The 13738-nt window shown below is 67.0% G+C and carries 11 protein-coding genes; 5 read left to right on the top strand and 6 right to left on the bottom strand.

What is annotated here, in order from left to right; genetic code table 11:
* Positions 1-219 precede the first annotated feature (219 nt).
* Complete coding sequence (gene gnd, locus JZ792_RS18180) at positions 220-1248, bottom strand: phosphogluconate dehydrogenase (NAD(+)-dependent, decarboxylating) (RefSeq protein ID WP_216911648.1); 1029 nt, start codon at positions 1246-1248, stop codon at positions 220-222.
* A 309-nt stretch (positions 1249-1557) separates the two neighbouring features.
* Between gnd and JZ792_RS18175 the strand changes: the two genes are divergently transcribed.
* Positions 1558-3498, top strand: coding sequence for a VanW family protein (locus JZ792_RS18175; RefSeq protein ID WP_216911647.1), 1941 nt, complete (start codon positions 1558-1560; stop codon positions 3496-3498).
* An 894-nt stretch (positions 3499-4392) separates the two neighbouring features.
* Entirely contained in the window at positions 4393-4596 is a 204-nt protein-coding gene (locus JZ792_RS18170) for a hypothetical protein (RefSeq protein WP_216911646.1), read from the top strand.
* 145 nt (positions 4597-4741) lie between these two features.
* Here the strand turns inward: JZ792_RS18170 and JZ792_RS18165 are convergent, their stop codons facing one another.
* On the bottom strand, positions 4742-5827 hold the full coding sequence (locus JZ792_RS18165) for a glycoside hydrolase family 183 protein (RefSeq protein WP_216911645.1): 1086 nt from the start codon (positions 5825-5827) through the stop codon (positions 4742-4744).
* A gap of 288 nt (positions 5828-6115) precedes the next feature.
* Between JZ792_RS18165 and JZ792_RS18160 the strand changes: the two genes are divergently transcribed.
* Positions 6116-7234 (top strand): GGDEF domain-containing protein, encoded by a 1119-nt coding sequence (locus JZ792_RS18160; RefSeq protein ID WP_216911644.1) that lies wholly within the window; start codon positions 6116-6118, stop codon positions 7232-7234.
* A 128-nt stretch (positions 7235-7362) separates the two neighbouring features.
* Here JZ792_RS18160 and JZ792_RS18155 read toward each other — a convergent pair whose 3' ends face one another.
* Positions 7363-9198, bottom strand: coding sequence for an acyl-CoA dehydrogenase (locus JZ792_RS18155; protein ID WP_216911662.1), 1836 nt, complete (start codon positions 9196-9198; stop codon positions 7363-7365).
* Positions 9199-9494: 296 nt separating this feature from the next.
* Between JZ792_RS18155 and JZ792_RS18150 the strand changes: the two genes are divergently transcribed.
* Positions 9495-10088: an alpha/beta hydrolase family protein gene (locus JZ792_RS18150; protein ID WP_216911643.1), complete on the top strand. Its 594-nt coding sequence runs from the start codon at positions 9495-9497 to the stop codon at positions 10086-10088.
* A 184-nt stretch (positions 10089-10272) separates the two neighbouring features.
* Here JZ792_RS18150 and JZ792_RS18145 read toward each other — a convergent pair whose 3' ends face one another.
* Complete coding sequence (locus JZ792_RS18145; protein WP_216911642.1) at positions 10273-10953, bottom strand: class I SAM-dependent methyltransferase; 681 nt, start codon at positions 10951-10953, stop codon at positions 10273-10275.
* A gap of 68 nt (positions 10954-11021) precedes the next feature.
* Here JZ792_RS18145 and JZ792_RS18140 point away from each other — a divergent pair, with 68 nt between their 5' ends.
* Positions 11022-11213: a hypothetical protein gene (locus JZ792_RS18140; RefSeq protein ID WP_216911641.1), complete on the top strand. Its 192-nt coding sequence runs from the start codon at positions 11022-11024 to the stop codon at positions 11211-11213.
* Here the strand turns inward: JZ792_RS18140 and JZ792_RS18135 are convergent.
* Both JZ792_RS18135 and JZ792_RS18130 read right to left on the bottom strand, forming a co-directional pair.
* A complete protein-coding gene (locus JZ792_RS18135; protein ID WP_308165343.1) occupies positions 11187-12407 on the bottom strand; it encodes an erythromycin esterase family protein in 1221 nt (406 codons plus the stop codon). The genes JZ792_RS18140 and JZ792_RS18135 overlap by 27 nt on opposite strands.
* A gap of 135 nt (positions 12408-12542) precedes the next feature.
* Complete coding sequence (locus tag JZ792_RS18130) at positions 12543-13652, bottom strand: glycoside hydrolase family 183 protein (protein ID WP_216911660.1); 1110 nt, start codon at positions 13650-13652, stop codon at positions 12543-12545.
* Positions 13653-13738 lie beyond the last annotated feature (86 nt).

Raw genomic sequence — 13738 nt, 5'->3', positions numbered from 1 at the left:
CCGGCCGGATCGGATGACCGCAGCGGAAGCCGTGGTCGCCGAGGCGGACCGGAGCCGGGGCCAGCCGGTGAAAAACGTACTTCAGTCGGGCTTCCGTGGTGACCGGAACGGGCGGTTTGTTCCGCTGACCGGGGCGGACAGGGACGGGCGTACCGACCGAGGTGCGGTAGCGCCCGGCGCGCGGGGGGATTCGGTCCGGGGGCGTTTCGGTTGCGGTGCTTATTTTTTCGGCAGTTCGTGGTGTCCGCCGAACGCTTCGCGCATGGCGGAGAGCATTTTGTCCGCGTAGAGCGAATCGCCGCGCGAGGAGAAACGCTGGAACAGTGCGGCCGCGAGGATCGGCGCGGGGACGCCGACGTCGATCGCGGCGTCCAGGGTCCAGCGTCCCTCGCCGGAATCGGAGACCCGTCCGTCGAAGGAGTCCAGGTTCGGGTCGGCGTAGAGCGCGCCCGCGGTGAGGTCGAGCAACCACGAGGCCACCACCGAGCCGCGTCGCCACACTTCGGTCACCTCGGGGATGTCGAGGTCGTAGCGGTAGAACTCGGGATGCTCCAGCGGGGTCTCCTCGGCGGAGAACTCCCCGGCGTGTTCCGCGCCGTGATTCGCCTTGTGCAGGATGTTGAGGCCTTCGGCATAGGCGGCCATGGCCCCGTACTCGATGCCGTTGTGCACCATCTTGACGAAATGCCCGGCCCCGGCGGGACCGCAGTGCAGATATCCCTGTTCGGCGGTCGACGGCTCCCCGTCGCGTCCAGGCGTCCGCTCGGCGGCCCCCACGCCCGGCGCGATGGATTTCAACAGCGGATCGAGGTGTTCGACGGGTCCGCTCTCGCCGCCGATCATCAGGCAGAAGCCGCGCTCCAGTCCGAAAACGCCACCCGAGGTGCCGATATCCACGTAGTGGATGCCCTTCGGGGAAAGTCGCGCCGCCCGGTGTATGTCCTCGTGATACCGGCTGTTGCCACCGTCGATGACGATATCGCCCGATTCGAGTAGTTCGCCGAGTTGGTCGATCACCGCGCCGGTGGCACCCGCCGGGATCATCACCCACACCACCCGGGGAGTTTCCAGCCTGCCGACGAAATCGGCCAGGTCCGCGGTGCCGACGAAACTGTCGCCGAGTTCGGAGGTCAACTCGTCGATATTCTCGGTTCTGCGGTCGCAGCCGACGGCCGTATGCCCGTCCCGGACGATCCTGCGCACGATATTGGCGCCCATTCGGCCGAGGCCGACCATTCCCAGCTGCATATCCGACCATCTCCCTGGTGTGTGCCGAGCGGATGTGGCGAGAGTCATGCTCATTGTCTCGCTCCGATCGCCGCGCCGCCGTCCACGGTGTGTAACGCACCGTGCGCTGCGCCGATAAACAGATCGGCTCCGCGTAGTTGCCAGACCCCCGACCCGGCAACTGCGCGGGGCTTCTCCACGTTCCCAGGCTGCTATTTGCTAGAGATTAGCTGAGGGTTCGTGCCGTGCGGACGACCACGATAGGGCTCTATCGTTGGGGAGACCCGCACGGTGCGGGTACCTGATTACCTTCAGCGGGGAGGACGGTTCGTGACGAGCGAGTCGAGCACCGGAAGCCACGACCGAGGCCGACGCGACGGCGGCGAAGTCGGGCTACGCCAGCTCCTCGAATCGCATCGGACGGCGGGTGAGCAGGCCCCGGAGTGGACCTCGGCACCGACCCAGCCTCTACGTACCCAGCGCCCCGCACCGCGAAACCACCCCCGCGACGCTCGGCCGGATCCCGCGAGATCCGGCCCTCCCGGCCCGCCGCCGCGGCGGCCCGGTTCCGGCGACAGACCCGCGGCGAGTCCGTGGTGGCAATCGCCGACGACCAAACGCGTCGGCATCGCGATCGGCGCAGTCCTCGGGCTCGCCGTCCTCGGCTATATCGCGGACCTGGTGACGACCTCGGGTGAGGTTCCCCGCGGCGTCGTGGTCGCCGGGGTCGACATCGCGGGGATGGATCCCGCCGCGGCCGACGCCAAACTCCGTGCCGCACTGGGTAACCGGTCCAACGAGGAACTGCCGCTGCGCATCGGTGACGCGGAGTCGCGGATCGTCCCCGCAGCGGCGGGCCTGCAAGTCGACTGGGACACGACCTGGGATCGCATCGGCGGCCAGCCGTACAACCCGTTCACCCGCCTCGGCTCGATGTTCGGCACCCGCCACGTGCCCGTCGCCAGCGACGTCGACGACGCCGCGTTGACCGCGCAGCTCACGTCGTTGCACGAACACGATCGCGCCACGGTCGACGGCACCATCCGATTCGAGAACGCCAAACCCGTCGCGATCCCGCCCGTGCCGGGACAGGTACTCGACACCACCGCCGCGCGCTCCCTGATCATCGACAAGTGGATCCTCGGCGCCGCCATCGACCTGCCGGAGGTGCCGGCGCCGCTGACCGTGCGCCCCGAGGCCGTCGACCAGGCGCTGCGCGATATCGCGGAGCCCGCCGTGCGGGCCGAGGTGAGCTTCGCGGGTAAGGCGGGTGCGGCGAAACTCGATCCGGCGCAGATCGCGAGCGTCATCTCCTTCGCGCCGGACGGGCAGGGCGGTCTCGCGCTCAACGTCGACCAGAACGCCGCGACAGGTTTGCTCGCACCGCAGCTGGCGGCCACCGAAGTCGAACCGAAGGACGCGAGTTTCGCGGTGGGCGGCGGTTCTGCCCGGGTGGTGCCCGCCGTGACCGGTGACAAGATCAACTGGGCCAAGACCCTCGAACAGCTGCCCGTCCTCCTGGTGGCGCAGGAGCGCACCGCGCAGGCCGTCTACGAGAAGGTGGACCCCGCGCTGACCACCGCCGCCGCGGAAGCGCTCGGCATCGTCGAACCCATGGGCGTGTTCACCACCGGCGGCTTCAGCGGTCCGTCCGGGGTCAATATCCGCACCGTCGCGCAGAAGGTCAACGGGGCGGTCGTCAAACCGGGAGACACGTTCTCCCTCAACGACTTCACCGGTACACGCGGCGTCGCCGAGGGGTATGTCGAATCCGGCATCATCGATCACGGCCGCCCCAGCACCGCCGTCGGCGGCGGCATCAGCCAGTTCGCCACCACCCTCTACAACGCCGCCTATTTCGCGGGTATGGAGGACGCTGGGCACACCGAACACAGCTACTACATCTCGCGCTACCCCGCCGCCCGCGAAGCCACCGTCTTCGACGGCGCCATCGATCTCAAATTCCGCAACAACACCCAGTCGGGCGTCTACATCGAGACGACCACGTCGGCCTCGGAGATCACCGTCCGCCTGTGGGGCACCAAGACGGTCAATGTCGAATCCGTCACCGGCGACAAGTCCAAACCCACGGAGCCGAATACCGTCACCCTGCCGAAGGGCAAGGACTGCATCGCCTCCGAAGGCGCTCCCGGATTCACCATCTCCGACACCCGCATCATCACCGACCGCAAAACCGGTCGCGAGGTGTCCCGCCATACCCGGACGGTGAAGTACGACCCGATTCCGGTGGTGAAATGCGAGGAGAAGTGACCCCGAGGCTGTTCTGAGGGCGCGGCGCGCCTTCCGGTGCCTCGTTCGGCGCGTAGTGCGTCCCCTACCTTCGATCGAGGTCTGTTCCGGCCTCTCTCCTCACCTCGTAGAGGGCCGGGGGCCTGACTCGTGAGAGTTCGGGGTATCCCGGCTGCCGTGGTCGCTGCTCGCGAGCCGGTGGCCGGATGCATGCCCGAGGCCATGAATCCGCTCAGTCCCTGCGGGTGACGGCGGCGTCGATCGGTGCCGTCAGCGCATTCCTTCGCGCCGACCCCGCTCGGTAGGGATCCGCCCGCCGCCGAGTTCGCGCGTCGGTCGTACCAGTACTCCGTTCGAACCTGGGCATATCTGTGTGCCGATGAAATCGGCGTAGGACTGCTGTCCGATACTCGCGGTATCGTGAATATGTTCCGCGAAATCGGTGTGAATCGGAATGCCTGCGGCTGTGTTACAGATAGTTTCCGGTGAGGTTTGTCTCATATTTGCTATTGAATTGCTAACCTCTATTCCAGTGGCCATAGAATTATGGGCACGGGTTTGTGTTTGCTTGTCTCGACGACGCGAATAATGCGGTCCGCAACCCGATGGTTCTGGGGTTATGCCCAGAGAATTATGGGCATGCACGACCCGTGTCGGATCGATCGAATTCCATAAAATACCTGGTAGTCCGGGTGTCTGTCGTCGTTACGTCGGAACCGTGGTGCGCGGTCGCGTTCGTGAATCCTCGGCCCCGCCGACTGCATATCGAAATATTCGTTAATCATCGGCAATGCGGGCCCGTGGGCGGCCGGTGGAGAAACTCTCTGAGGTCGCCGACATCGTGATAGGACTTGATCCGGCCATTAGCCGGTCCGCTGATGGCGTCAGAATTACTCGACAGGAATGAATCAAGCAATGAAGAAGCTTTCGATGTTCGTGCTCACCGGTGCCGCGGCTGCGGGAATCGTGCTGTCCGGCGCGGGTATGGCCGCCGCCGACGAGGGAACGACCCCGCCGCCCGCCGCGGGCACCGGCTCCTCGGAGCAGCTGGCCAAGGTTCTGCAGGGCCTCTCGTCGGGTTCGTCGAAGCCGGGTCAGACCCCCGCCCCGACCGAGTAACAACGGTGCACCCCACCGCGGCAGGCGCCGTCGCGGTGGGGTCATTCGACCGGCCCCGGATCCGCGACCCACGTGGCCGTTGCCGACATCGTGACGAAAATGGAAACGGCCCGGATCGCTCCGGGCCGTTTCGTCGTATCCGGTACTACCCCAACGGTGTTCGCATGAGGATGACGTTGTACTGGGTGTGCACGGTGAGCAGGAAGTACAGGTCGCGCCCGGTCTGATACGGGAAGATCATCGGGGCGTAGGCGGTGGGCAGTGACGGCGCGTCGATGAGAACGCGCGGCGGGCCCCACGGACCTTCGGGTGCTGGGGCGGTGCGCATGACCACCGAATTCGCGGGATCGGTTGTCAGCATGACGTATTGGCCGAGGTATTCGTTCCACATCACCGACAGTTCGGCGACATCACCGACGATGGGCGCGGCGACCTTGACGTCCGGTTTCCACTCCTTGCCGTCCCAATACTCGTAGGTGTCGAGATTGGCGATATCGGCTTCCTTCGTGCGGGAGACGAATCCGGGGTTCGCGCGCCCGGCGGGGGTGCCGTACCGGTAGATGTAGCCACCGGTCTTCAGGAACGCGCTCTGCTGGAAACTCTGCCAGCCGTCGACATTCGCGCGGCGGGTGTTGGGCAACTGCGCCCAGGTCTGACCGCCGTCGCCGGAGACGGCCAGGGTGGAGAAGTTGGTGATCCATTTGCCGTGATCACCCCAGCCCTGCACCGACATCATGCTCATGTACTGCACGCCGCCGACCGAGATGCCCGCGGTGGGAATGAAACTGATCTCGATGCCGGGAATCTTGGGGCTCGGCAGCGGATTCGTCACGGCGCTGTCGAAGTAGATGCCGTTCGACGGATCCTTGGTGCTGCTGCGGAACAGCACATTCGACGACCAGGCCCAGACACTGCCCGCAAGCAGATTCGGGACGCCGAGTCCGGCGCTGTCGCCGAAGGCGGTGATCATGGTGCCGCGGCCGTCGTCCCACATGATGCCGAGGTCGGTGCCGAGCATATTGACGTTCTGGGTCCGGTTCGGACTGTCCATCCCGGTGACCTGGAAGACCGCCTGGGTCGGCCCCGGCAGCTGCGGTAGTCCGCGCCAGCCGTTCAGGCCGGGAATCGGATTCACGTTGTTCGGGTCGGCTGCGGCGGGGCCCGCGACCCCGACCACGAGTACCACGCCGATGGCACAGGCCCTGGCGAGTGCCGACAGCGATCGTTTCATTCGGACGAATCCCTCCTGTGGCGCGGTTGCCCGCAATATTGTGCCCGTTGATCGTCGATCGGTGTGGTGTACGGCACTGTGGGGCGGGACACGTTCACCGGATCGAGTCCTTCGGGGAATCAGCAAGATCGTTCCTGGGTACTGCCTATAGTGGGCTGGAGCACATATGCGCGTGTCGGGCGCGGGTCCGCCGGTCCTGGACTGCTCCGATGACCAGGTGAGATCCGGCACCCGTGATCTCGTGCTCGGCGACGATCGGCGCGCACGGTCACGATCACGGGTGAGCGGATGGATGACGACAAGACACTACGTGCCTGGTGGCACGATCCGGTCGACTACTACTGGCTGATCCGCACCCTCGCGGCGCGGTCGGCGCTGCTTCCGCTGAAGTGGGCGATCGGTTTGCCGGGGATCAGCCTGGTCGTCTTGTCCGTGGTGATCGCCGGTACCCCTTTCGGCCCCACCGGCGATCCGAGTCCGGCGACCATCGTCGGCGTGGTCACCGGGGGGTTGTGGACCGTGCGATGGCTGTTGTTCCCCTGGCCGGGCAAAACCGAGTCGCTGCTGCTGATGGCGTTCGTCGATGTGCTGTTCACGGTCGAGTTCTTGCAGGTGACGGACCGTTTGTTCGGGGCGATGGGCGCGATTCTGTTCGTGGTTTCCGGCAGTTATCTGGCCTTCTTCCACAGCGCCAAGGTGTTGGCGGTGCACGCGGTGTGGGCGTTGTTCTCGGTGATCCTGCTGTCGACGCTGGTCGCGACCGACGGCGGCGATGTCCGATTGGCCGTGGCGACGGCTCTGCTCATGGTGGGCGCGGTCGCGGGCGCGCTACCCGCGCTCCAGTTCATGTACTGGATTCTGCGCACCGAATCGCTGTCGGATCCGCTGACCGAACTGCTCAACAGGCGCGGTCTGGAGAATCGGCTGCCGAGGTTGATCGACGGCCACAGTTCGGTCTGCGTCATGACCTTCGATCTCGACCGGTTCAAGAGCGTCAACGACAACTTCGGGCACCGGGTGGGCGATACCGTGCTGATCCGGACGGCCAAGCGGTTGTACGCCGCCGCGGAAGCGGGTTCGGTGGTGGCGCGCACCGGCGGCGAGGAATTCGTCGTCGCCGCGCCGATCGCGACGGCCGACGTCAGGGCGGAGGCGGAGCGACTACGTCGCGCCGTCGCCGCGACCGCCGAATCGGAGGTCGAGGTGACGGCGAGCGTCGGCGTCGCGGTATTCGACGCGGGCGCCTACGCGGACAGTCCACGGCCCGCGCCGGAGATGCTGCTGCACCGCGCGGACGCCGCGATGTACCGGGCCAAGGAATCCGGGGGGAATCTGGTCGTGATCGATGAATTGACGCCGCCGCTCGGCGACGAGTACCTGCCGCCGTTGTTCCCGGACGCGCGCTAGAAGTCGGTCGACCCCGCGCAGGCACAGCCCCGCGCACGCCGGTCACGCATTGCGGGCGGCCGCACCCGCAGGTGAAAAGACCCGGAGGCAGCTGCCTCCGGGCCGTTTCGTTCGAACTCAGCGTTTCATCAGAACGCGGCTTCGTCGAGCTCCATGATGTCGTTGTCCAGGTTCGACAGGATGGCGCGGGTCGCGGTCAGCTCCGGCAGGATATTGCGGGCGAAGAACTGCGCCACGCCGACCTTGCCGGTGTAGAACGCCACGTCCGAACCGGTCGCGCCGTTGTCGAGCGCCTTGATCGCGACGTCGGCCTGACGCAGCAGCTGCCAGCCGATGAACAGGTCACCGACCGCCATCAGGAAGCGCACCGAACCGAGTCCGACCTTGTACAGCTCGGACTGATCCTGCTGGGCGCCCATCAGGTGCCCGGTCAGGGTCGCGGTCATGGCCTGGACATCCTCGAGCGCGGTCGCGAGCAGTTTGCGCTCGGCCTTGAGGCGGCCGTTGCCCGCTTCGGACTCGATGAACTTCTGGATCTGCCCGGCCACGTGGGCCAGGGCGACACCGCGGTCGCGGCCGATCTTGCGGAAGAAGAAGTCCTGCGCCTGGATCGCGGTGGTGCCCTCGTAGAGGGAGTCGATCTTGGCGTCGCGGATGTACTGCTCGATCGGGTAGTCCTGGAGGAAGCCCGAGCCGCCGAAGGTCTGCAACGATTCGGTCAGGTACTGGTAGGCCCGCTCGGAACCGACACCCTTGACGATCGGCAGCAGCAGATCGTTGACACGGAAGGCGACATCCTCGTCGGCGCCGGATACCAGCTGCGCCACGTCGGCGTTCTGGTGGGCGGCGGTGTAGAGATAGATGGCGCGCAGGCCCTCGGCGTAGGCCTTCTGGGTGGCCAGCGAACGACGCACGTCCGGGTGGTGGGTGATGGTGACGCGCGGCGCGGTCTTGTCGGTCATCTGGGTGAGGTCGGCGCCCTGCACGCGGATCTTGGCGTACTCCAGCGCGTTCAGGTAACCGGTCGACAGGGTCGCGATGGCCTTGGTGCCGACCATCATGCGCGCGTTCTCGATGACGTCGAACATCTGCGCGATGCCGTTGTGCACCTCGCCGACCAACCAGCCCTTGGCTGGCACGCCGTGGCCGCCGAAGGTGACCTCACAGGTGGCCGAGACCTTGATGCCCATCTTGTGCTCGACATTGGTGACGAAGACGCCGTTGCGATCGCCCTTGGTGTTGGTGTCGAAGTCGTAGTGCCACTTCGGTACGTAGAACAGCGACAGGCCCTTGGTGCCCGGTCCCGCGCCCTCGGGGCGAGCCAGCACCAGGTGCATGATGTTCTCGAACAGGTCGTCGGAATCGCCCGAGGTGATGAAGCGCTTGACGCCCTCGATATGCCAGGAGCCGTCTTCCTGCTTGACCGCCTTGGTGCGGCCGGCACCGACGTCGGAGCCGGCGTCCGGCTCGGTCAGCACCATGGTGGCGCCCCAGTTGCGGTCGGCGATGACCTCGGCCCACTTCTTCTGCTCGTCGGTGCCGTTGTTGTAGAAGACCTGGGCGAAGCCCGCGCCCGCCGCGTACATCTGGGCGGGCGGGTTGGCGCCGAGGACCATCTCGCCGAGCGCCCAGCCGATGACGCTGGGGGCGCCGAGGCCGCCGAGCTCCTCGCGGACGGGAACCTTGGACCAGCCGCCGTCCTCGAGGGCGCGGTAGGACTTCTTGAAGGATTCCGGCAGAGTGACCGTGTGGGTCTCGGGGTCGAAGGTCGGCGGGTTGCGGTCGCCGTCGACGAACGAGTCGGCCAGCGGGCCCTCGGCCAGACGCCGGACCTCGCTGAGCATCTCCTTCACCGTTTCGGTGTCCAGGTCGCCGTAGGCGCCCGCGTCCAGCAGCGATCCCAGGCCCAGAACCTCGAAGAGGTTGAACTCGAGGTCGCGGACGTTGCTCTTGTAGTGACCCATTTCGGTACTCACTCTCCGTTGAGTTGGTGCGGTCGGTTGTCTGCCGTTCCCGCCCGTTCTTCGCTCCACCGGGTAGCCGGTTTTCCGCATGCTACTCGCGGGTAACTTACCGATCATATTACCGGCCGGTAATCGACTCGGCAAAGGCTGGAGCGGGGAATGTGACGTGGAAAACACCGCCACGCCGTTGCCGCGCCGAGTCTCACCTAGTAGGCCGAAGCCGTGTGAGCGCCCCGCGAGCCCCCGACACCGGGATTGTGGCCGGTCACAAGACCCCGTTGGCGATACGGTGACCTATGCAGATCGAGACGAGTGCCGGGCCCGCCGAGATCGAACTCGTCAAGCCCCGTGGCGCGCGCTTCCTGTTACTGCTGACCCACGGATCCGGCGGCGGGGTCGACGCCGCGGACCTGCTCGCGGTCCGCGATACCGCGCTGGAACTGGGCGGCGCCGTGGCGCTGATCATGCAGCCCTACCGGGTAGCCGGCCGTCGCGCGCCCGGTTCAGCGGTCGTGCAGGACGCGGCCTGGCTGGAGATCGTCGCGGCCCTGCGGAAGAAGGTGCGCAAACCGCTGATCCAGGGCGGTCGCAGCAACGGCGCGCGGGTCGCCTGCCGCACCGCCGTCGCCGCGAAGGCGCGCGGTGTGCTCGCCCTGTCGTTCCCGCTGCATCCGCCGGGTAAGCCGGAGAAGACCCGGCGCGAGGAATTGCTCGCGGTCGGCGGTATCGAAGTCGTCGTGGTGAACGGGGCCAACGATCCCTTCGGCGTACCCGATCCCGCTGATGCCGCCGAAGTTCGCGTCGTACCCGGTCAGCCGCATTCGTTCCGAAGCGGATTCGATGTCATCACCGCGACGGTGCGCCCGTGGTTGGAGCGCTGGTCGCAGTAGCCTGCGCTCGATCCCGGAGCGGTCGCCGACTCGAAAACCCGAGGTCGGCGACGGGCGTGCTCGTCTCCGCGTGAATGTCGGGCCGGTGCGATCGCCGCGGCGCGAGCATCGCCCGGTGGAACCGCCGCGCGGTGTTCCGGCCCGGCTGTGGTGCTCGGCCATCCCGCCTGGTGCGGGTCGCCGCCTATTCGATCGATGCGGCGGGCGTGTGGGGACGTGTGGCGATCACAAGGGCGTCGATCGCGTCGCGATGTTCGGTGGGTCGGTAGATCCGATCGGCGACCCGGATTTCGAGGTGGACGGGGGCGAGGTCGGCGGTGACGTCGTCGGGGGTGAAGTGGATCGCCGGATCCTGCGGGCCGCCATAGCCTTCGGTGAGGTTGAGGGTGTCGTGGCCGAGTACGAACAGGGTGCCACCGGGGGACAGTCGGTCGGCCGCCGCGCGCAGAACCGTGCCGCGCTGGTCGGCGGGCAGGTGCAGGAACACCATCAGGATCAGTTCGAAGGGACCGGTGATCTCGGCCGCGTCCAGGTCGGTGACGTCGGCGCACTGCCAGGTGATACGGCTGCGCACCGAACGGGACAGCCGGGTCGCCACGGTCCTGCCCTTGTCGACCCCGACCTGGGAGTAGTCGACCGCGTGTACCTGCCAGCCGTGGGTCGCCAGCCAGAGGGAGTTGCGCCCTTCGCCGCACGCGAGGTCCAAGGCGCGCGGCAACTCGGGGGGCGTACCGCTCGGGGTGTCGGGCAGCAGCGGGGTCGAGCGTTCCAGCCCGTACACGTGCTCGACCACGGTGGCGTTCGCGGGCGCACCCCACACCAAATCGCCCTGCGCGTACCTGGCGTCCCAATCAGCGGCCTCCATGCTCGGAAGTCTATTGAGCGCCGGGTACGAACCAAGCGCGCGGTGCGCCGCTGCGCGAACCTCGCGTGGTGCCGCTGCGCGAACCTCGCGTGGTGCCGCTGCGCGAACCTCGCGTGGTGCCGCTGCGCGAACCTCGCGTGGTGCCGCCGCGCGAACCCCGCGCGGTGCGCCGCCGCGCGGGCGCCTCGCACGCACCGAACCGGGCGGGCCGGTTCACCTCCGAGGAGACGAACTCATTCGGGCAACCACGCGACCGGTGAGGTCTCCCGTATGTGAACGAGCACGTCGAAGGCGTCGAGCAGCGCGTCCACGGTCATATTGGCCTCGGAATCCTTCGACTCGTCGTAGATCCCGCTGATGACACGCATGGTGGCCGGTTCACGCCATCGCCGCGCCACCGAGTCCGGCGCTTCTGCATGCGGGTCGACGAAATACGCGTCCAGGTCGACCTGTCCGAGTTCGGCGTCGAGCAGGTCGGGCGCGGGGTCGGGAGCGCGCCCGGTCCCCAGATCGCCGTGATGGAATCCCAGTGCGACCGCGACGTATTCGGCGCCGAGCCGAGTGCGCAGATGGCTGCCGGTGCTGACGAAGGCGTCCGGATCGGTGCGGCCGACGCCGACCGGGATCGCCGAGATATGCGCGATGCCGTCCCAGTAGACGATCCGGGACGCGGCGGCCCGCTCCAGAATCCTTCGTGCCGAACGGAGTTCGTCTCCGGCGAATCCGCCACGGCCCGCCACGCTGTTCTCGTGGAATTCCACGATCACCCGCGCGTGGTCGAGCGCCGCGTCCCGCGCTGGTGACGCGGTCAATCCGTCGACCAGCGCGTACATGTCACGGGCGTGTTCGGCGAACGGCCGTCCCGGATGGACGCCCCGGTGCCGCTGGACGTGTTCGTCCATCCGGTGGGCGGTGCGGATCGGCGTGAGATGGGCTTCGACGGCGGGTACGAGTTCGGGCGCCGCGACGCGCAGCTGGTCGAGAACCGCGTCGTAGTCGGCGGATTCCGCGTCCGGTGGTCGCACGCCGAAGATCGTGACCGGATCGTGCGGGTGCTCGATGTTGTAGGCGCGCAGCCATGCCATCGTCGCGATCGTCTCCGCGGTGCGCAGCGGACGCCAGGCCTGGGCGAGCACCTCCTCCGGCGTTCCGGTCCCGCCGCGCACGTAGGCGTCGAACCGGTCGCCCGAACGCGCGCTGTCCTGGATCGCGAGCGCGCGGAATCCGTGCCGGAGCACCAGTGCTCGCAGGATCCGCTCGCGCACCCCGTAGGTCTGACGGGAGAAACGGGTGGATTCGCCGAGGCCGACGACGGTGGCGGCGGCGAGTCGGTCGATCAGCGGGTCGAGATCGGGGCCGGTGTGATCAGCCTCGGTCGCGGTGATCGCGGATGCGTTGGCGCGCAACCAGTGACGAACGGCCGCGGTGGTCTCGGGGGCGGACAGGGCGGTCACGGATACCTCCGGGGGTCGACGAATGGGTCTGCGAACCCAGTCGAATACATCAACCAACCTCGAGGTCAAGCCGTGCCGGAAAACAAAAGGACCGGCGCTCGCCCATGGCGAACACCGGTCCGGTCTCTCGTCGTCTCAGAGCGTGCTGCGCATGAGCACCACGTTGTACTGGCTGTGCACGGTGGTCAGGAAGTACAGGTCGCGTCCGGTCTGGTACGGGAAGATCGACGGCGCGTACGCGGTCGGGAGCTCGCGGGTGTCGATGAGCACCTCGGGCGGGCCCCACGGGCCGACCGGGGAGGAAGCGCGGCGCATCACGACCGAATTGAACACGTCGGTGGTGAGCGAGATGAACTGTCCGAGATAGGCGTTGTACATCACCGAGAGTTCGCCGACGCCGCCCATGATCGGCGCCGCGGCATTCACGTCACCCTTGCGCGACCATTTCTCGCCGTCCCAGTACTCGTATTCGCCCAGGTTCTGGATATCGTTCTCCGCGACCCTCCCGACGAACGCCGCGTTGTTCCGGCCGGAAGGGGTTCCGTATTCGTAGACGTATCCGCCGTCCTTCAGGAAAGCGTTCATCTGGAAGTTGGCGTTGCCGCCTTCGTTCGGGCGTCGGGTGTTGCCGAGATCGGCCCAGGTCTCACCGTTGTCCGCCGACGCGGCGAGTCCGGAGAAGTTGGTGGTCCACTCGCCGACGTTGTCCCAGGTCTTCACCGACATCAGGCTCATGTACTGGACGCCGTTCACGGCGATGCCCGCGGTCGGGATCCGGCTGATCTCGATGAACGGGATCTTGGGGCTGGGGACGAGATCGCGTGCCTGACCGACGATGTCGCGGACGACGCTGTCGAAGTAGATGCCGCCGGAGGGGTCCTGGGTATGGCTGCGGACCAGGATATTGCTGCGCCACGCCCAGGTACTGCCCGCGAGCAGGTTCGGAACGCCGACGCCCGCGGTATCGCCGAAGGCGGTCAGCATCTCGCCCTGGCCGTTGTCCCACATGATGCCGAGATCGGTGCCGAGGACGTTGTAGGACTGGGTGTTGTTCGGGCTCGCCATGCCGGTCACCTGGAACACGGCCTTCGTCCGTCCGCCGAGGTTCGGCAGGCCGGTCGTGCCGTTCAGCACCGGGATGGGGTTGATCGCGTTGGGGTTTGCCGCGGCAGGGGTAGTCGCCGTGAGGAGCAAAACCGTGGCACCCGCCAGAGTCGATAGCAGGATGGATGCGGTCTTGTTCAAGGTGTGCGGCCCTCCGGGGGTCTCGCCGAAGTTGGCACGATCCACAACCCCCGTTATGTGTCTCGAGCCACATTTCAGCTGGCTGG

Source organism: Nocardia noduli (genome assembly GCF_019038455.1).
In the GTDB taxonomy this organism is placed as follows: Bacteria; Actinomycetota; Actinomycetes; order Mycobacteriales; family Mycobacteriaceae; genus Nocardia; species Nocardia noduli.
This window is presented reverse-complemented; position numbering and strand designations above follow the sequence as displayed.